Source organism: Streptomyces sp. CWNU-52B, from assembly GCF_047444975.1.
Taxonomy (GTDB): Bacteria; Actinomycetota; Actinomycetes; order Streptomycetales; family Streptomycetaceae; genus Streptomyces.
Genome location: NZ_JBLFJV010000005.1, coordinates 187,357 through 205,347, shown reverse-complemented (window position 1 = coordinate 205,347; position 17,991 = coordinate 187,357). Strand labels below are relative to the sequence as shown.

Genomic DNA, 17,991 nt, shown 5'->3' with positions numbered 1-17,991 from the left:
CCACCGCTTCCCGCGTACCGCCCAGTTCCCCCGTGTCGGAAAGGACTTCTGTGACCATCGATCTCGCCGCATTCCCCCAGGACTTCGTGTGGGGCACGGCCACCTCGGCGTACCAGATCGAAGGTGCCGTCGCCGAGGACGGCCGTTCGCCCTCCATCTGGGACACCTTCTCGCACACACCGGGGAAGGTGGACGGCGACGACCACGGGGATGTCGCCTGCGACCACTACCACCGGTGGCGCGAGGACATCGCCCTGATGAAGGAGCTGGGCACCAACGCGTACCGGCTGTCGATCGCCTGGCCGCGGGTCGTGCCGGGCGGCGACGGGCCGGCGAACGCCAAGGGGCTCGACTACTACGACGCGTTGATCGACGGCCTGCTGGAGGCCGGCATCACGCCGTCGGTCACGCTCTACCACTGGGACCTGCCGCAGGTGCTCCAGGACCGGGGCGGCTGGACCGAGCGCGACACGGCGTACCACCTGGCGTCGTACGCGACGGTCGTGGCCGAACGCCTGGGCGACCGCGTCCAGCACTGGACGACCCTCAACGAGCCGCTGTGCTCGGCCTGGATCGGTCATCTGGAGGGACGGATGGCCCCGGGCCTCACGGACCTCACGGCGGCGGTCCGCGCCTCCTACCATCTGCTGCTCGGCCACGGCCTCGCCACCCAGGCGATCCGGGCCGCGGCCCCCGGCGCCCAGGTCGGCATCGTCAACAACCTGTCCAGCATCGAGGCCGCCACCGAGCGGCCCGAGGACATCGCGGCGGCCCGGCGCATGGACGGCCACACCAACCGCTGGTGGCTCGACCCGGTCCACGGCCGCGGCTTCCCGGCCGACATGCGCGAGGTGTACGGAGTCGAACTTCCCGAGCGGGAGGGCGACTTGGCGACCATGGCGCAGCCGCTGGACTGGCTGGGGCTCAACTACTACTTCCCGACGGCCATCGCGGACGACCCGACGGGACCGGCCCCGTACGCCACCGAGGTCCGCCGGCACGGTGTGCCGCGCACGGCCATGGACTGGGAGGTCGACGCGGCCGGGATCGAGGGCCTGCTGCTGCGCCTCAAGGACGACTACGGCGCCCGGAAGCTGTACGTCACCGAGAACGGCTCCGCCTACCCGGACGTCGTGGGCCCCGACGGCACCGTCGAGGACCCCGAGCGCACCCGGTACCTCGAACAGCACCTGGCGGCCTGCGCCTCCGCGGTCCGCAAGGGGGCCCCGCTGGCGGGCTACTTCGCCTGGTCGCTGCTGGACAACTTCGAGTGGGCGTACGGCTACGACAAGCGGTTCGGCCTCGTCCACGTCGACTACCCGACGCAGCGGCGCACGGTGAAGGGCAGCGGGCACCGGTACGCGGAGATCATCCGGGAGCACGGCGGCCGGGAGCGCAGGGCGGCCTGAGCCGCTCCTGCCGCTCCTGCCGCTCCTGCGTCACCGGGCGAGTTCGTCCAGCGCCGCGACGAGTTCCGGGACCACCGTGTCCCGGCGCCACGCGAGATCGTCCTCCGCCGTGCCGCGCGGGACCGTCTCGACAAGCATGATCAGGTAGAGGTAGCTGCGGTAGAGGGCCAGCCGGAGGCGGGCCGGGCGGGTGAACTCGACCCGCCCGCCCGCCTCCTGATAGCCGCTCAGGAAGTCGCGGTCCTTCTCGATGTCGTCCAGCAGCGCCAGGGACACGAAGTCCGCCAGCGGGTCGCCCCAGAACATCCGCTCGCCGTCGATCAGCCCGCCGATCCGGGGCGCCGCGCGGCCGGCCGGGCCGGACTGCGGCCGGCCCCCGGGACGTTCGACCAGGATGTTCCCCCGCCACAGGTCGAAGTGCACCAACCGCGGGACGGTCACCTCGTCGAGGGCGTCGTACGCGGCCGCGGCCGTACGGGCCACCTCGTCCACCGGGCGGGGCAGCCAGGCCCCGTACCGCCGGGCGTCGTCCAGGACGGCCGCGTACATGGCGGCGAAGGCGGAGCGCCAGTCAGCGGCCGGCGGGCCGAGCGCGCCGGACGGGTATCCGTAGCCAGGGCCGGTCACTTGATGGAGGCGGGCCACCTGGCCCCCCAACTCCGCGCGCAGGGAGACCTGTTCGTCCGCCGTGAGGCGGTCGTCCCACATGTCGCCGGGACAGGCGGTCATCAGCAGATACCGGCCCGCCGGCACGGACACCTCGAAGGAGGCACCCGCCACGCGCGGCACGGGGACGTCGACCGTGGCGGCGGCACGGTAGAACTCCGCCTCGGAGACGAGGAGTTCACGTTCATGGCGCAGACCGGGCGCATCGGGCGGAGGCGGGGTCTTCAGCACGTACCGGCTGCCGTCGGTGAGGAGCAGTTCCTCGACGGTGTTGTACGTCCCACCGCCGAGCGCCCGGCACCGAGCAAGACGCCCCGCCGGAATCCCGGCAGCTTCCAGAACCCGTCGGACCCGTTCTTCCGTCATACCACCAGGCTACGGACCCTTGAGCAGCCCTTGCACGATCTTTTGGGGCGCGGGGAACTACGCAGCTTCTCAGGGACGGCGCGGGGCTACACCGATGGACGCCTCCCCCAACCCCCACTCCCCCACCGCAAAACAGCCAACCGCATAAGCTCCCCGCATGGAACAGAGCGAGATCATCCTCCGAGCGATCGGCGTCCTGACCGAGACCCAGGAAATGGTGCGCAGGCTCAACAACGACACCCAGGTCGACATCGACGCCGGCGAGGCCCAACTGGGCAGGCTCGTGACCGAGGTCTTCCCGTCGGTCGAGGTCCCCGGCGACGCGACCCCGGCCGAAGCGGGCCAGGCAGTCGTCGACGCCCTGATGCCCGCGGCCATCTCCCTGGTCGGCGCCTTCGCCTTCCTGTTCTCGGAACTCGCCGACGTGCACGACACGGACCGTTCCGACATCAAGAGCACCGACCTCCTGCGCACCCTCGCACTCCGCCTGTCGAACACAGATTCGAGTCCCGCTCCCGACGCGGAGCCCGACGACGAGGCCTAGCCGTCACGAGGGACCTGCACCTGCCGGTACCGCACCATGAGGCCACCCCAGAAACCCATTAGCCCTCTCCGAATGGACTACGTAGCATAGGACAGAACCTAATCTCCCTAGGTTTGCTTCCGATGCCCGCGATCCGCCAGGGGAACCCGTCATGAGACCGCTCACCGAACAGGACATCCGCACCTCCTTCGTCAACTGCTCCAAGGGAGAGGCCAAACGCCTGACGGTGCCGCGCGACCTGGCGGAGCGGCCGTGGGACGACCTGGACTTCCTGGGCTGGCGGGACCCGGGCGCGCCCGACCGCAGCTACCTGGTGGCCGAGCGGTCCGGCGACCCCGTCGGCGTGACTCTGCGCTTCCCCTCCCAGCAGCGCGGCTTCCTGCACCGCAGCATGTGCTCGCTCTGCCTGACCACCCACCCGGGGAACGGCGTCTCCCTGATGACGGCGCGCAAGGTGGGCCCGGCGGGCCGCGAGGGCAACTCGGTCGGCGTCTACATCTGCGCCGACCTCGCCTGCTCCCTCTACGTACGCGGCAAGAAGTCCCTGGAGTCCGGGTCCCGCTTCGAGGAGACCCTCACCGTGGAGGAGCAGATCGCCCGTACGAACGGCCATCTGTCGGCCTTCCTGGACCGTTTGCACTCCTGACCGAACCCTGGTCGCCCGAACGCGTTCGACACGGCTGTCGAACGGGAAGTGCCCAGGGATGCGAGATGTACGTGAGGCTTGGGCCCTGGCCACCGCCCAAGTGACGAAGTGGCGTGGGCAACCCGTGATCGTCCAGACGGTCCGGTCGGCGGCGGCCGCGACGGTGGCGTACGTGGTCGCGCTGCGCCTCAGCCCCGAAGCCGCCCCGCTCACCGCTCCCCTGACCGCGCTCATCGTCGTCCAGGTCACGCTCTACGCCACCCTCACCACCGGCATACGGCGTGTGAACGCCGTGGTGGCCGGCGTCCTGGTGGCCATCGGCTTCAGCGCCCTGGTGGGACTGACCTGGTGGAGTCTCGGCCTGCTCATCCTGGCCGCGCTCGCCGTCGGGCACCTGGTGCGGGTCAGTGAGTTCGTGCCCGAGGTGGCGATCAGCGCCATGCTGGTCCTCGGTGTCACCCGGGTCGGCGACACCGCCTGGGCCCGGATCCTGGAGACGGTGATCGGCGCCGTGGTCGGGCTCGGCTGCAACCTGCTGTTCGCCCCTCCGGTGTGGGTCGGAGCCGCCGGTGAGTCCATCGAGGACCTGGCCCGCCGGATGCGGCGGCTGATGCTGCGCGTCGGCGACGAGGCGGCCGGCCGGCCCCCGGTGGCCGTCGCCACCGAGAGCCTCCACGAGGCACGGCAGCTCGACCACGACATCGTCGACGTGGACGCGGCCCTCAAGCAGGCCGAGGACAGCCTGCGGCTCAATCCGCGGGTCCGTGAGGGGCTGTTGCACCGGGTCGTCCTGCGTACCGGCCTGGACACGCTGGAGATCTGCACGGTGGTCCTGCGGGTGCTCACGCGCACCCTCACCGACCTCGCCAGACAACGCGCCCCCGAGCCGCTGTTCGAGTCGCACACCGGGGCGACGTTCGAGCGGCTGCTGTCCGAGGTCGGTGACGCCGTGGTCAGCTTCGCCGTGCTGGTCACGACCGATGTCAGCCACAGCGCCGAGTCGGCCGAGTCCCGGCTCGCCTCCGAACTCACCGCCGCCACGGCCACCCGGGACAAGCTCGCCCAGCTCCTCCTGGAGGAGGTGCAGCGGGACGCGCACCAGTGGCAGTTGTACGGTGCCGTGGTGACCGAGGTGACCCGGATCCTCGACGAACTCGACATGGAGCACCGCTCCCGCCGGCTCCTGGAGGAGCTGGACCGCTGCACGCGCGAACAGCGCGAGCGCATGCCCCGGCTCGACCGCCTCCGCAAGCGCCTGCGGCGGTCGCGGCGGAAGCGCCCCGTCCCGTCGGGCCGGAGCGACGTGTCCGTATGACGAAACGACGACCAGCGAGCAGGGAGTGCGGATGACCGACAGCGCCGTGCGGATCGACGGGAACTCACTGCGGCTGCCGGGCGGTGTACGGGTGCGGTTCGTCCGCACCCTGCGCCTGCCCGAGTCGGGCACGCACGCGCTGCCGCCGGGGCTCGGCGAGTTCCCGCTGCGGCGCGTGGCGGACCACCCGGACACGGTGCCCGCCGAGTGGCTGGCCCGCGGCGGAGTGATGCTGCCGGTCCACCTGCGTGAGGCGATGTGGCTGAGCTTCGGCGGCACGACGGAACCGGCGGCCCTGCAGGTGGGCGTCGGCAAGGTGTGCGCGGTGTCCGGCAAGCCCTGGAGCCCCCGGCCGGCCCGGGACCCGCAGAACTACGTGGTGCTGCCCCGTCAACCGTGGCTCGACGGCATCAACTCCGGGAAGGGCACCGTCCGTCAGTTCGTCGCGGTCCCGCTCGGGATGGGCGCCACGGTCGAGGGCCAGGTCACCGGCGAGGAGGTGTGGGGCGGCGTACAGCTGCAGTCGTTCCCGCTGAACGACGCCGCGCTGCAGGCGTGGCGCGAGGAGCGGCTCCGGCTGGCGAGGGAGGCGGCGGCGCGCGTACGGGCCCGGACGGCGTCGGGCGGCTACGGCGCCGCGGCCCCGGTGCCCCCGCCCGGTGCCCTGCCGGCCCCGGCGGGTGCCGCGCCACGGAGGGCGGCAGCGATGGGGCTCGGCGTCGGCGGTTCACTGCGCCAGGAGGTCTACCGGGACGACCGTCCGCTGTCCGACTGGGCCACCACCGCGGCCGGGCGGGTCTTCGTCCACCTCGTGACGCCGCCGGAGTGGCGGCGCATCACGGGTGAGGCTCCCCCGCCGTCCCCCGTCGACCGCGCGGCGTACACGCGCGCCGGGCTGCCCTGGTTCGACTACTACGACGAGGACGCCACGGACCTCGCCCCCACGGACGCGCTCGGCGCCGTCGAGCCGGTCGGCGACTGGATCGGCGACGACCACACCCCGTGGCAGCCGCCGGCGCCCGGTCAGGTGAAACCCCTGGGTGACGCGCCGGGCAAGCCGGTCGGTGACGGGGACTGGTGAGCCGGGCCTCGGTGCGCCCCGGGCGGCCGGGGCCGTCCGCCCGCCGGGTCAGCCCTCACCCTCCGTGCGCTGTCGCTGCAGTGTGCGCGGGCAGCTCGCGGCGCTCGCCTGGGTGAGCAGCGCGTGCATGCGCTCGGTGAGCTGTCCGACGTCGTCCGCGGGCCGGTGGAACGGCAGTCGTACGTCGCCGTGACCGCGGGCGCGCTCGACGCGCAGCGTCAGTCCGTGGCGGTCGACGGCGAGCGGCTGCACGCGGACGACACCGTGCAGGCTGTCCGGCTCGACGAGGCGGGTCAGCCGCTCGACGGCGTCCGGGTGGGCGTCGGCGAGGTGGGTGAGCAGGTGTGCCTCCGCGAGGGCCAGCGGGTCGGGCTCGGCGGCGGCGTACTCGTCGAGGTCGACGACGACCGCCCCGCCGAGCTCGCGCAGCACGGCACGGGTCGGACGGAACGTCAGGTGTCCGTCCTCGGGCGCGAACCAGCCCGCCATCCACAGGCGCGAGCGGATACGGTCGCGTACCGGGACGGGCGCGACGTCGGCGAACTCCAGTACGGCGGACGGCTCTCCGCGTGGCGCGCAGACCGCGGCCGTGGTGAGCATGCTGTCGTCCGGCAGGTGCAGCAGCACCCGGCCGTCCGCCGCTACGGTGTGTACGCCGATGAACTCCTCCCGACCGCCTTCCGCGGTCACCGCGCAGGACCACGCCGCGGCGAGCACCGACCGGGCACGTTGTGCCGTGGCCGGTGCGGCCGTCCAGCTGTGACGGTCACCCATCCCAAAACCTCCCTTAGGTAAGCCTTGCCTAACCTATCGAAGATCGGGGTGTACGCCAACCACGCGCGGCGGATCGACGGTTCGGGCGACGCAGGACGGGTTCAGGAGGTCCAGTGTCCGGGGCGGGTGAACGACTCCGGGAGCCTCGTGCCGGCGCTGCCCTTGGCGGCGTTGAGCTGCGGCTGGGTGAGGAAGAGGACACCGGTCAGATCGGCGTCCGTCAGGTCGGTGTCGCGCAGGTCGGCGCCGATCAGATCCGCCCCGCGCAGATCGGCCCCCGTCAGGTCGGCCGCGATGAGGAAGGCGCCCCGGAGGTTGGCGCCGCGCAGATCGGCGCCCCCCAGCCGGGCACCCATCAGGTCGGCGCCCCTGCGCTCCTTCTTCCTGCCCCGGCCGAGACCGGCGCGGGCCAGCTCGCTGGCGCGCAGCAGCAGCACGTTGGCCTCCTGACGGACCGCCGCCACGTCCAGCGCGGCGAGCTCCTCCGGAGTCCCGTGGGTGAGCGCCTCGGTACGGTCGAGCACGCGGCGCACCTCGGGACGGACGGAGCGGGCCGCGGGCAGGTGCAGGGCCTCGGTCAGGTACCAGAGCAGTTCCTGCAGTTGCCTGACCACGGGGAACACGTCGAACATCAGCCGGGCGCGGTCCGGGGCGCCCGAGCGCCAGTTCTCACCGCCGAAGGTGAGCTGCGAGACCTTCTGGCCCGCGCCGAAGCAGTCGTAGACCGTGCAGCCGTTGAAGCCCCGCGGACGCAGTTCCGTGTGGATGCCGCAGCCGAAGTCGGTCCGGAGGTTGCGGCACGGGCTCCCGGCGGCCTTGTCGATCGCGAAGTCCGCCGAGGCGGCGAAGGGCAGCGCCACACAGCACAGCCCGAAGCACTCGGCACAGTCCGCCCGCAGTTCCGTACGGGCGGGTGCCGCGCCACCGGGTTCGTCTCGCATGGGCCCCAGCCTACGCAGCGCGCGCCCGTGCCGATCACCGGCGGGTCGGGGCACCCGCCCCCGCTACATGGAGCGGAACATCGCCACGTTGCTCACCAGCAGGCCGCCGTCGACGGGCAGGGTCACCCCGGTGATCCAGGCCGCGTCCGCCGAGGCGAGGAAGGCGACCGCGGAGGCGATGTCGTCGGGCTCGCCGACCCGCCCCAACGGGTAATGGGGGGCGATTCGTTCGAGGGCGTCGCTCCGGCCTTCCCACGCGTCGGTGCGGACCGTGCCGGGCTCGACGAGATTCACCCGGACACCCCGCGGGGCGCAGTCGACGGCGAGGGTGCGGGTGAGCGAGGCCAGTGCGGCCTTCGCCGCGCTGTACGCCTGCGCGCCGAAGTGCCGCTCGGCGTTGACCGAGCCGATGTTGACGATCGCGCCCCGCCCCCCGGCCGCCACCAGATGCGGCAGGGCGGCGCGGGCGCAGCGGAACGCGCCGTGCAGGGTGACCTCGAAGTCCTCGTACCACGGCGCGTCCTCGTACTCCTCGAAGGAGGCGGGGTCGGCGTGACACGCGCACGCGTTGTTGACCAGGACGTCGAGGCCGCCGAAGGCGTCCACCGCCGTGCGGACGGCCGCCTCCACCGCGGTGCGGTCGGCGACGTCGCACGCGTACGGTTCGGCGGTGCCGCCGCCTTCTCGGATCTCGACGGCCACCCGCTCGGCTCGCGCGAGGTCGCGGTCCGTGACGAGCACGGACGCGCCCTCTGCCGCGAGCCGTCTCGCGGTCGCCTCGCCGATGCCCTGGCCGGCCCCTGTGATCAGTACTCCGTAGCCGTTGAAACGTGTCATGGGTTCACCCCGGGGAGCGGTCTTGAACTGCGGGTCCGATGTGGCCGGGCGCGCGGTTCCCCGCGCCCCTGACGGGGGGCTCAGGCCTCGTCGCGGGCCAGGGCCAGGAGGCGGTCCAGGACGTGCGGGCCGCCGGCGCGTACGCCGTCGTGCTCGAACTCGTCGGTGACGTAGGTGCGCAGACCGCGGATCGTGCGGGCCGTGCGCAGGGAGTGCTCGGTGTCGACGTACATGTCGTCGTGGTAGACGGCCGCGGCGACGGGGACCTCGTTCGCGGCGAGGCGGGCGGCGTCGTACAGCGGGGCCCAGTCGGTGCGCTCGGCGAGGAGGTCCGCGGTCTCGCGCAGGGGGCGCAGGGCGGGATCGCAGTCGAAGGTCCAGGGGTGGATCGTCTCACCGGTGAACAGGAGCGGCCCGTCACCCGCGAGGGTCTTGGCCGCGTCGAACTGCGGGAAGTCGGCGCGGACCCGCTCCGCGGACCAGGCCGTGGGGCGCTCGCCCTGCGCGTAGCAGGCCTCGTGGACCAGCGCGTACAGGGGATGTCCCGCGAAGGAGAGCAGGGACTGGACGTCCTCCTGGAAGGCGTCGGACAGGGCCGGGCCCTGGGCGGTGCGGACGAAGGCGTTCTCCAGGAGGTAGTGCAGGCGGTGGCTGCCGTCGCCCTTGCCGAGCATCATGCCGAGGGACTGGAAGGCCTCGACGGTGAGCCGGTAGCCGCCGTTCAGGACGGGCTCGTGCGCCACCACGTACTCGGCGATCCGCCGGGCCCGCTCGATGTCCTGGGGGTAACGCGCGTAGTGTGCGGCGACCTTGCGCTCGATACGCGGGTACGCGGCCCGGTAGACGTCGTCGGCGTGCAGGTCGAGCGCGGGCAGTCCGCCGGTCAGCAGGGCCGTGCTGAGGCCCTCGGGCGCGGTGGAGAGGTAGTGGGTCGCGCAGAAGCCGCCGAAGCTCTGGCCGAGGACGGCCCAGGGCGCGCCTCCCGTGACGGCCGGGCGGATCGCCTCGCAGTCGCGGACGATGGAGTCGGCGCGGAACAGCGCGAGGTGGTCGGCCTGTTCGCGGGGTCCGCCGCGCAGCGGGAGCGTCTGCCGGCTCAACGGGGTGGAACTGCCGGTGCCGCGCTGGTCGAGGAGCAGGACGCGGTAGTCCTCCAGGGCGCGTCCGAGCCAGGCCTCCTTGCCGATGAAGCGGTTGGCTCCGAAGCCGGGGCCGCCCTGGAGGTACACCAGCCAGGGCAGGTCCTGGTCCGCGCGGTCACTCGCGACCACTTCACGGGCGTACAGCTCGATCGTCTCCCCGGCGGGGGCGTCGTGATCGAGAGGCACGGTGAACCGGCGATCGCTGAGGACGACACCGGGCTGACGGTAACTGGCGCTCAAAAGGGGCTCCCGAGACGGACGGATTCCTGACCGCGAACCAGTTCAACACAAGTTCTCCGGTGAGCCGAGCCCGGGAATCAAGAAATCCGTACTGACCGGCCGATCAGCCCGGAACCGTGTCCCGGACCGAACGGCCGGTCAGCGCGGTGGGAGGGTGGAGCGCCGCACCACCAGTTCCGGCTGGAGCACCACGCGCCGGTGCTCGTGCGGGGCGTGCGTCGTGTCGGCCTCGGTCTCCTCCAGGAGGAGTTCCGCGGCGAGCGCGCCCATGGTCACGGCGGGCTGGCGCACCGAGGTCAGCGGGACGGCCGCCGCCGCGGCGAACTCGATGTCGTCGTAGCCGACGATCGCGAGGTCGTCCGGGACGCTCACACCGGCCGCGAACATCGCCTGCAGGACGCCGAGGGCCAGCAGGTCGTTGGCGCAGAAGACGGCCGTCGGCCGGTCCCCGAGGCCCAGCAGCCGGGCTCCCGCGTCGCGGCCCGCGGACACGTCGAGGCGCTCGGTGGGCAGCTCACGCAGGCACTGCGGGCCCAGTCCCGCCTCGTCGAGCGCCTTCAGGGCGCCCGTGCGGCGGTCCCTGACCTGGTTCAGTCCGGGCGGCCCGCTCACGTACGCGATGGAACGGTGGCCCGCGTCGATCAGGTGCCGTACGGCCAGGGCGCCGCCCGCCACGTCGTCCACGGAGACGGAGCACTCGGTGGTGCCCTCGGCGACCCGGTCGACGAGGATGAAGGGGATGCCGTGCCGGCGGAACGTCTCTATGTTGCGGCCGGTCGCGTCGGCGGGGGTCAACAGGACGCCCCGTACCCGCTGCTCGGCGAAGAGCGACAGGTACTCGGCCTCCTCGCCCGCGCTCTGCGCGCTGTTGCAGACCATCACGCCGAGCCCGGCCTCACGGGCCGCCCGCTCGGCGCCGCGCGCCACGTCCACGAAGAACGGGTTGCCCATGTCGAGGACGAGCAGGCCCATGATGCGGCTGCGCCCGGCGCGCAGTTGCCGGGCCGACTCGCTGCGGACGTAGCCGAGCCGGTCGATGGCGGAGAGCACCCGGGCGCGGGTCTCGGAGGCCACCGTGTCCGGGCGGTTGATGACGTTCGAGACGGTGCCGACGGAGACTCCGGCGACTCGTGCGACGTCCTTGATACCCACCGACTGGGCCATCAGGCGGTTACCTCCGGGGGAACGGGGAGTGGTGGGCACGCAGTCACATTACCCGCGTGCCCACCCGGGACGGACTCCGTCATGCGGGCAGCCCGAAGTCGATGACCCGGAGGGCCGATGGCGTCGTCCCGCTGGACCTGACCTGGTACAGGATCGACAGCACGCCGTCCTGGGCGATCCTCGTCTCGTCGACGAGGACCTCACCGAACGCGTCCAGGCCGCCGCCGTCGAACAGGGTCGTCCAGTCGGTGTGTCCGGACGCGGCGGACGCGGCGGCGATGCGCCCGAACGGCAGGATCGCGTACGCGTTGTCGTACGTGTCGAGGACCAGCCGGGTGCGCTGGCTGGAGTTCAGGGCGAGGGGGATCTCGGTCTTGCGCCAGGTGCCGGTGGCGGTCCTGCGGACGTGGAAGGCACGGCCGTTCGCCGTCCGGTCTCCGACGTAGTTCGTGGTGCACTGGCCGAAGCGGCCGGGCACGTAGCTGATGATCGCGTGCGGGCGGCCCGCGGAGTCGGTGGCCTGGCTCTCCTGGTTCATCAGGGAGTGGTCCGGATCGAGGGCGTCGATCACCAGACCGCCGTCGGTGACGGCGACCGTGTTCGAGGAGCCGGTGGTGCCGACGACCGCGCCCGCGTCGTTGCGCCAGGTGCGGCCCCGGTCGTCCGAGTAGACGTAGCCCGTGTCGTGGTTGGTGAGCCCGCCGCCGTTGCACATCACCGCGTTGTTCTGCTCGCGCCAGGTGAAGAAGGAGTGCAGCCGGCCGTTCCTGTCGTAGTCGATGCCGTGCAGGTACATGTTGCGGGCGGTGCTGGAGCCGTGCCCGCTGGTGTACGTGCCGGTGGACCCGCTCCACTCGCCGAGGGCGGTCCAGGAGGTGCCGTTGTACTCGGCGAGGGCGTTGCGGCCGTTGCCCGAGACCCCGGCACGGTAGCTGAGCTGGAGCTTTCCGTCGGGCGTGGCGACGAACTGCGGGTACGTGAACTGCGAGGTGAGCGCGAGCCCGTCGAGGGTGGACTGCGGCGCGCCGAACCTGCTCGCGGTCCAGCTCAGCCCCGCGGGGTCGTCCATGAGCCCGGCCGCCGACTTCACGTAGGTGAAGCCGTCACTGTGGGAGTCCATGTGGAGGTGGAGGCGGCCGTCCGACCGGGACAGCCCCATGGAGATGACGTTGTGGGAGTCGTCGTACCGCAGGGTGTGTCCGACCCGCAGGGTCGACCAGGTGCCGGCGCCCAGCGCACGGCGGCCGACGACGGCGTTGCGGTCGGCGGTGTACCAGGCGGCGTACTGGTGGCCCTTGTAGGTGAGCAGGGCGTTCTTCTGGAACGAGTTGTTGTTGACCAGGCCGTCGTAGGAGACGAAGAAGATGGCCTGGCTGTCGAGCGTGGTGGTCCCGGCCCGGGTGACCGAGGGGCCGGGGACGGCCGCCCTGGCGGGGCCGGCGAGGGCGGGGGCCGCCGCGGCGCCGAGCAGGGCGGTCGTCAGCAGGGTGCGTCTCTTCATGTCCGGGGCTCCTTGGCGTGTGGGGACGAGGAGGACGAGCGAGGACAGAGCACGGTGGTCAGGCGAGGTGGAACACTTCCGTGAGCGGTTTCATGGCTTCGTCGGGCCTGGCGCCGTCCAGCGACTCGAAGAACGGCGCCATCTCGGCCTGCCAGCGGGCGTTGACCCCGGTGGCCTCCATGCCCGCCTGCGCCGCCGCGAAGTCCTCGGTCTCCAGGTAGCCCACCAGCAGGCCGTCGTCCCGGAGGAAGAGCGAGTAGTTGTGCCAGCCGGTGGCCGAGAGGGCTTCCCGCATCTCGGGCCACACGGTGGCGTGTCTCTCGCGGTACTCGTCGAGCCGGTCCTTACGGACCTTGAGCAGGAAACAGACGCGCTGCATGAAGTGCCGCTCCCGGGTCGTGGGTGAGGTGGTGCCGGCCGGACCGCCCGCGGGTGCACGGGCGGCGGCCGGACGGTCCAGCCCTCGACCGTCCGGCCGCCGGGCCGTGTAGCTGTGTGGCGGTGTGAGTGTGCGGCTGTGCGGCGGTCAGAAGTCGAACTGGTCGATGTTGTCCTTGTTGAAGACGGTCGGCTTGCCGAGGTCGATCACGCCGTCCTTGCCGATGGTGAAGCTGCCCATGTCACCGGCCTTGAAGGTCTCGCCCTCCTTGCCGCTGATCTGGCCGGAGACCAGCGCGACGGAGGTGCGGGCGGCCAGCTCGCCGAGCTTCGCCGGGTCCCACAGCTCGAAGGCCTCGACGGTGCCGTTCTTCACGTACTTGCGCATGTCGTTCGGGGTGCCCAGGCCGGACAGCTTGACGTTGCCCTTGTACTTGGAGCCCGACAGGTACTGGGCGGCGGCCTTGATGCCGACCGTGGTCGGGGAGATGATGCCGGCCAGCTTCGGGTGCTCCTGGAGGAGGCCCTGGGTCTGCTGGAAGGACTGCTGGGCGTCGTCGTTGCCGTACGCGACCTTGACCAGCTTCATGTCCTTGTACTTCGGGTCCTTGAGCTCGTCCTTCATGAAGTCGATCCACGTGTTCTGGTTCGTCGCGGTCTGCGCGGCGGACAGGATCGCGATCTCACCCTTGTAGTCGAGCTGTTCGGCCAGCAGCTGCACCTCGGTGCGGCCGAGCGCCTCGGCGCTGGCCTGCGAGACGAAGACGTTGCGGCAGTCGGCCTTGGTGTCCGAGTCGTACGTGACGACCTTGATGCCGTTCTTCATGGCCTGCTTGAGCGCGGTGCACAGGGCGCCCGGGTCCTGCGCGGAGACGGCGATCGCGTCGACCTGCTGCTGGGTGAGCGTGTTGACGTAGGAGACCTGCCCCGAGGTGTCGGTGCCGCTGTTGGTGCCGACCTCCTTGTACTTGGAGCCCAGCTCCTTCAGCGCGGCCTCGCCGCCCTTGTCGGAGGAGGTGAAGTACGGGTTGTTGACCTGCTTCGGCAGGAAGCCGACGGTCAGGCCCTTCTTGGTGGCGGCGTTCGGATCGGCCTTGCCGGCGGCGGCGTTCGAACCGCCCTCGTCCTTGACGTCGTCCTTGGAGGTACCACCACCGCAGGCGGTCGCGGCCAGAGTGAGCGAGGTGACTGCGGCCAGGGCCGCACAGGCCCGGCGGATCGATGACTTGCGCATGGCTGGGTCCTTTACTGGGGTGAGTACGGTGCGCCCCTTCAGGGGCGCGGGGAACTGCGCGACCAGCCACAGACGGCCCGCAGATTTCGAACGGCCTAACCAGCGGAGCTCTGCGCCCGGCGACCGGCCCGCGCTATGGAGACCTGCCGCGCGACCCGCGGCCCGAGCACGGACAGCACCAGCAGCACACCGGTGACGACGATCTGCGACTGCGCGGAGACGTCCTGAAGGCTCATCACGTTCTGCAGCGCCCCGAGCAGGAAGACCCCCGCGATCGCACCGCCGAGCGTGCCCTTGCCCCCGTCGAAGTCGATGCCGCCGAGCAGGACGGCCGCCACGACGGACAGTTCGAGCCCCGTGGCGTTGTCGTAACGGGCGCTGGCGTAGTGCAGCGCCCAGAAGATGCCGGTCAGCGAGGCCATCAGCCCGGTCATCGTGAACAGGATCAGCTTCTGCCGCTTGACGCGGATACCGGCGAACCGCGCGGCCTCCTCACTGGCGCCGACCGCGAACAGGGAGCGCCCGAACGCAGTGGCGTGCAGCGCGACCACGGCGATCGCGAGCAGCACCAGGAAGGGGAGCAGGGCGTACGGGACGAAGGTGTCGCCGAGCCGCCCGGACGCGAAGTCCAGGTACTGGGAGGGGAAGTCGGTCACCGCGTCGGAGCCGAGCACGATCTGCGCGATACCCCGGTAGGCGGCGAGCGTGCCGATGGTGACGGCGAGGGACGGCAGCCCGAGGCGGGTCACCAGCAGGCCGTTGATCAGCCCGCACACCACCCCGAGGAGCAGGCAGATCGGGATGATCGTCTCGATGGTCATGCCCTGGTTCCACAGGGCGCCCATCACGGCGCCGGACAGGCCGGCCGTGGAGGCCACCGAGAGGTCGATCTCGCCGGACACCACGAGCAGCGTCATCGGCAGGGCGATCAGCGCGATGGGCAGCGTGTTGCCGATCAGGAACGACAGGTTGAGCGCGTTGCCGAAGCCGTCCACGGTGGTGAAGGACAGCAGCAGGACGACGATCAGGAGGGCGCCGACGACCGTGTCCCAGCGGACGGCGCGCGTGAGAGCGGAGTCAGCCATGGCGGGCGTTCCTCTTCTTCAGGGCGGTCGCCACCCGCAGGGCGACGATCCGGTCGACCGCGATGGCGAGGATGAGCAGGATGCCGTTGATGGCGAGCACCCAGACGGAGCTGACGCCGAGGGCGGGCAGCACGCTGTTGACCGAGGTGAGGAGCAGCGCGCCGAGAGCCGCTCCGTAGACGCTGCCGGAGCCGCCGGTGAAGACGACGCCACCGACCACGACCGCGCTGACGACGGTGAGTTCGTAGCCGTTGCCCGTACCTGAGTCGACGTTGCCGAACCGGGCGAGGTACAGCGCGCCCGCGAGTCCCGCGAGGGCTCCGCAGAAGGTGTAGGCGGCGAGGATCCGCTTGCGTACGGGGATTCCGGCGAGGCGGGCCGCCTCCGGGTTGGAGCCGAGGGCGTACAGCTCGCGGCCGCTGCCGAAGTGCTTCAGGTAGTACGCCGTCGCGACCAGCACCACCAGCGCGATCATCGCCAGCCACGGCACGGCGGACAGGCCGCCCGCGCCGAAGTCGATGAATCCGTCGGGCAGGTTCGCCGCGGTGATCTGCCGGGAGCCGACCCAGATGGAGTCCAGGCCCCGGATGATGTAGAGCGTGCCCAGGGTGACGACGAGCGCGGGCACCTGGCCGAGGCTGACGAGCAGCCCGTTGACCAGACCGCAGCCGATGCCGAGCAGCACCGCGAGGACCACGGCGACGACCGGGTTGCCGCCGCCCTGGAGGTACGTGCCGGCGGCGAAGGCACTGACGCCGAGCGTCGAGCCGACCGACAGGTCGACGTTGCGGGTGATGACGACCAGCGACTGGCCGGTGGCGACCAGCAGGAGGATCGTCGCGTTCAGCAGGAGGTCCTTGATGCCCTGCTCGGACAGGAAGTCGCTGTTGCCGATCTGGGTGATGACGATCATCACCAGGAAGACCGCCAGGATGGCGAGTTCGCGCATCTTGAAGACGCGGTCCACCAGCCGGGTGCCGCTGGACTTGGGCACCTCGGCGGCGGGGGCGGGCTTGGGAGCGGTCACCGTCACGCGGCTGCCCTCCCCGTGGCTGCGGCCATCACGGATTCCTCGGTGGCGTCGGTGCGTGCGATCTCGGCGGTGAGCCGGCCCTCGTGCATGACGAGGACCCGGTCGGCCATGCCGAGGATCTCGGGCAGGTCGGAGGAGATCATCAGGACGGCCACCCCGTCGGCGGCCAGCTGGCTGAGCAGCCGGTGCACCTCGGCCTTCGTACCGACGTCGATGCCCCGGGTCGGCTCGTCGACGATCAGCACCTTCGGGCCGGTGGCGAGCCACTTGGCGAGGACGACCTTCTGTTGGTTGCCACCGGACAGGGTGTTGACGCTGTCGGCGATCCGGGCGTACTTGACCTGGAGCTTGACGGCCCAGTCGAGGGAGCGGCTGCGCTCGGCACCGCGGTCCATCAGCCCCGCCCGCACCGTCGTGCGCAGCCCGGTCAGGCCGATGTTGCGCTCGATGGACATGTCCATCACCAGGCCCTGGGCGCGGCGGTCCTCGGGGACGAGGGCGAGCCCCGCGGCCATGGCCGTGGAGGGCGCGCCGTTCGTCAGCTTCCGCCCGTCGACCTCGACCTCTCCGGCGTCCCAGCGGTCGACGCCGAAGACGGCTCGGGCGACCTCCGTGCGCCCGGCGCCGACGAGTCCGGCGAGGCCGACGATCTCACCGCGGCGGACGTCGAAGGAGACGTCGGTGAAGACACCCTCGCGGGTCAGCCTCCGCACGCTCAGCGCGATCTCCCCCGCCCGGACGTCCTGCTTGGGGTAGAGCTCGTCGAGGTCACGGCCGACCATGCGGCGTACGAGGTCCTCCTCGGTCATTCCCTCGATCGGTTCGCTGGAGATCAGGGCGCCGTCCCGCAGGGTGGTGACGCGTTGGCAGATCTGGAAGATCTCCTCGAGGCGGTGCGAGATGAACAGCACGGCCGAACCCTGCTCGCGCAGCGTCCGGACGACTCCGAAGAGACGGGCCACCTCGCTGCCGGTGAGGGCGGCGGTCGGCTCGTCCATGATCAGGACCCGGGCGTCGAAGGAGAGCGCCTTGGCGATCTCGACGATCTGCTGGTCGGCGATGGACAGGCCGCGCGCCGGACGGTCGGGGTCGAGTTCGACACCGAGGCGTTTCATCAGGGCGAGGGTCGAGGCGTGTGTGGCCTTGTGGTCGATCCGGCCGAGCGCGCGCCGCGGCTGGCGGCCCATGAAGATGTTCTCGGCGATCGACAGGTCTGGGAAGAGAGTGGGCTCCTGATAGATCACCGCGATGCCCGCGTCGCGGGCGTCGGCTGGACCGTGGAAGATCGTGGGCTCGCCGTCCAGGAGCACCTGACCGGCGTCCGGTCGGTGCACGCCGGCGAGCGTCTTGATGAGGGTCGACTTGCCCGCGCCGTTCTCACCGGCGATTGCGTGCACTTCGCCGGGGAACAGTTCCAGGGACACGTCCCGCAGGGCGCGTACGGCACCGAAGGACTTCGAGATGTCCTCGAGTGCCAGCACGGGGGCCGGACCCGCGTCGGACCGGTGGGTCATGAGGGCTCCTCAACGACGCGGGCGATGCGGCCTCACGACGTCGTGAAAGGTTTCAACTAGGTTGCCGGGACGTTAGACATGTAGCCCAGGTCACGTCAATGGGTACAGGCCGAAATTTTCG

Annotated in this window: 17 protein-coding genes; 5 read left to right on the top strand and 12 right to left on the bottom strand. The window is 71.3% G+C overall.

From position 1 onward, the window contains the following. The first annotated feature begins 50 nt into the window (after positions 1-50). Positions 51-1,409 (top strand): GH1 family beta-glucosidase, encoded by a 1,359-nt coding sequence (locus tag ACLVWQ_RS03765; protein WP_414106684.1) that lies wholly within the window; start codon positions 51-53, stop codon positions 1,407-1,409. A gap of 30 nt (positions 1,410-1,439) precedes the next feature. Here ACLVWQ_RS03765 and ACLVWQ_RS03760 read toward each other — a convergent pair whose 3' ends face one another. Beyond that, positions 1,440-2,441, bottom strand: coding sequence for a phosphotransferase family protein (locus ACLVWQ_RS03760; RefSeq protein ID WP_414106683.1), 1,002 nt, complete (start codon positions 2,439-2,441; stop codon positions 1,440-1,442). A 157-nt stretch (positions 2,442-2,598) separates the two neighbouring features. Between ACLVWQ_RS03760 and ACLVWQ_RS03755 the strand changes: the two genes are divergently transcribed. The 4 genes from ACLVWQ_RS03755 (at position 2,599) to ACLVWQ_RS03740 (ending at position 6,027) form a co-directional block, all read left to right on the top strand. Next, positions 2,599-2,985 carry a hypothetical protein gene (locus ACLVWQ_RS03755; protein ID WP_414106682.1) on the top strand — a complete coding sequence of 129 codons (387 nt, stop codon included), beginning with the start codon at positions 2,599-2,601 and terminating at the stop codon, positions 2,983-2,985. Positions 2,986-3,136: 151 nt separating this feature from the next. Beyond that, positions 3,137-3,631, top strand: a complete 495-nt coding sequence (locus tag ACLVWQ_RS03750; protein ID WP_414106681.1) for an FBP domain-containing protein — start codon at positions 3,137-3,139, stop codon at positions 3,629-3,631. A gap of 58 nt (positions 3,632-3,689) precedes the next feature. Next, on the top strand, positions 3,690-4,946 hold the full coding sequence (locus tag ACLVWQ_RS03745) for an FUSC family protein (RefSeq protein ID WP_414106680.1): 1,257 nt from the start codon (positions 3,690-3,692) through the stop codon (positions 4,944-4,946). 31 nt (positions 4,947-4,977) lie between these two features. Continuing rightward, the gene (locus ACLVWQ_RS03740) at positions 4,978-6,027 is read left to right on the top strand and encodes a hypothetical protein (RefSeq protein WP_414106679.1); all 1,050 of its coding nucleotides are present in this window, start codon (positions 4,978-4,980) and stop codon (positions 6,025-6,027) included. Positions 6,028-6,075: 48 nt separating this feature from the next. Here the strand turns inward: ACLVWQ_RS03740 and ACLVWQ_RS03735 are convergent, their stop codons facing one another. The 11 genes from ACLVWQ_RS03735 to ACLVWQ_RS03685 form a co-directional block, all read right to left on the bottom strand. After that, a complete protein-coding gene (locus tag ACLVWQ_RS03735; RefSeq protein WP_414106677.1) occupies positions 6,076-6,801 on the bottom strand; it encodes a DUF2470 domain-containing protein in 726 nt (241 codons plus the stop codon). Between the two features lie 101 nt (positions 6,802-6,902). After that, entirely contained in the window at positions 6,903-7,742 is an 840-nt protein-coding gene (locus ACLVWQ_RS03730; RefSeq protein WP_414106676.1) for a pentapeptide repeat-containing protein, read from the bottom strand. 63 nt (positions 7,743-7,805) lie between these two features. Beyond that, positions 7,806-8,579 carry an SDR family NAD(P)-dependent oxidoreductase gene (locus ACLVWQ_RS03725; RefSeq protein WP_414106675.1) on the bottom strand — a complete coding sequence of 258 codons (774 nt, stop codon included), beginning with the start codon at positions 8,577-8,579 and terminating at the stop codon, positions 7,806-7,808. A gap of 80 nt (positions 8,580-8,659) precedes the next feature. Further along, entirely contained in the window at positions 8,660-9,961 is a 1,302-nt protein-coding gene (locus tag ACLVWQ_RS03720) for an alpha/beta fold hydrolase (RefSeq protein WP_414106674.1), read from the bottom strand. Positions 9,962-10,099: 138 nt separating this feature from the next. Further along, entirely contained in the window at positions 10,100-11,125 is a 1,026-nt protein-coding gene (locus ACLVWQ_RS03715; RefSeq protein WP_414106673.1) for a LacI family DNA-binding transcriptional regulator, read from the bottom strand. Positions 11,126-11,204: 79 nt separating this feature from the next. Then, entirely contained in the window at positions 11,205-12,626 is a 1,422-nt protein-coding gene (locus ACLVWQ_RS03710) for a BNR repeat-containing protein (RefSeq protein ID WP_414106672.1), read from the bottom strand. A 58-nt stretch (positions 12,627-12,684) separates the two neighbouring features. After that, positions 12,685-13,005 (bottom strand): L-rhamnose mutarotase, encoded by a 321-nt coding sequence (locus ACLVWQ_RS03705; protein ID WP_414106671.1) that lies wholly within the window; start codon positions 13,003-13,005, stop codon positions 12,685-12,687. A 147-nt stretch (positions 13,006-13,152) separates the two neighbouring features. Continuing rightward, positions 13,153-14,238, bottom strand: coding sequence for a rhamnose ABC transporter substrate-binding protein (gene rhaS / locus ACLVWQ_RS03700; protein ID WP_414106670.1), 1,086 nt, complete (start codon positions 14,236-14,238; stop codon positions 13,153-13,155). Between the two features lie 95 nt (positions 14,239-14,333). Next, positions 14,334-15,323: an ABC transporter permease gene (locus ACLVWQ_RS03695; protein WP_414106669.1), complete on the bottom strand. Its 990-nt coding sequence runs from the start codon at positions 15,321-15,323 to the stop codon at positions 14,334-14,336. Beyond that, positions 15,316-16,356: an ABC transporter permease gene (locus ACLVWQ_RS03690; protein ID WP_414106668.1), complete on the bottom strand. Its 1,041-nt coding sequence runs from the start codon at positions 16,354-16,356 to the stop codon at positions 15,316-15,318. Before ACLVWQ_RS03690 ends, ACLVWQ_RS03695 begins: the two co-directional genes overlap by 8 nt. Continuing rightward, the gene (locus tag ACLVWQ_RS03685; protein ID WP_414106667.1) at positions 16,353-17,870 is read right to left on the bottom strand and encodes a sugar ABC transporter ATP-binding protein; all 1,518 of its coding nucleotides are present in this window, start codon (positions 17,868-17,870) and stop codon (positions 16,353-16,355) included. Before ACLVWQ_RS03685 ends, ACLVWQ_RS03690 begins: the two co-directional genes overlap by 4 nt. Positions 17,871-17,991: the final 121 nt, after the last annotated feature.

Bases quoted from the DNA above. Each gene is read 5' to 3' on its own strand.
- ACLVWQ_RS03760 (WP_414106683.1), bottom strand. From the start codon at position 2,441: ATGACGGAAGAACGGGTCCGACGGGTTCTGGAAGCTGCCGGGATTCCG.
- ACLVWQ_RS03755 (WP_414106682.1), top strand. From the start codon at position 2,599: ATGGAACAGAGCGAGATCATCCTCCGAGCGATCGGCGTCCTGACCGAG.
- ACLVWQ_RS03750 (WP_414106681.1), top strand. From the start codon at position 3,137: ATGAGACCGCTCACCGAACAGGACATCCGCACCTCCTTCGTCAACTGC.
- ACLVWQ_RS03745 (WP_414106680.1), top strand. From the start codon at position 3,690: ATGCGAGATGTACGTGAGGCTTGGGCCCTGGCCACCGCCCAAGTGACG.
- ACLVWQ_RS03740 (WP_414106679.1), top strand. From the start codon at position 4,978: ATGACCGACAGCGCCGTGCGGATCGACGGGAACTCACTGCGGCTGCCG.
- ACLVWQ_RS03735 (WP_414106677.1), bottom strand. From the start codon at position 6,801: ATGGGTGACCGTCACAGCTGGACGGCCGCACCGGCCACGGCACAACGT.
- ACLVWQ_RS03730 (WP_414106676.1), bottom strand. From the start codon at position 7,742: ATGCGAGACGAACCCGGTGGCGCGGCACCCGCCCGTACGGAACTGCGG.
- ACLVWQ_RS03725 (WP_414106675.1), bottom strand. From the start codon at position 8,579: ATGACACGTTTCAACGGCTACGGAGTACTGATCACAGGGGCCGGCCAG.
- ACLVWQ_RS03715 (WP_414106673.1), bottom strand. From the start codon at position 11,125: ATGGCCCAGTCGGTGGGTATCAAGGACGTCGCACGAGTCGCCGGAGTC.
- ACLVWQ_RS03710 (WP_414106672.1), bottom strand. From the start codon at position 12,626: ATGAAGAGACGCACCCTGCTGACGACCGCCCTGCTCGGCGCCGCGGCG.
- ACLVWQ_RS03705 (WP_414106671.1), bottom strand. From the start codon at position 13,005: ATGCAGCGCGTCTGTTTCCTGCTCAAGGTCCGTAAGGACCGGCTCGAC.
- rhaS (WP_414106670.1), bottom strand. From the start codon at position 14,238: ATGCGCAAGTCATCGATCCGCCGGGCCTGTGCGGCCCTGGCCGCAGTC.
- ACLVWQ_RS03695 (WP_414106669.1), bottom strand. From the start codon at position 15,323: ATGGCTGACTCCGCTCTCACGCGCGCCGTCCGCTGGGACACGGTCGTC.
- ACLVWQ_RS03685 (WP_414106667.1), bottom strand. From the start codon at position 17,870: ATGACCCACCGGTCCGACGCGGGTCCGGCCCCCGTGCTGGCACTCGAG.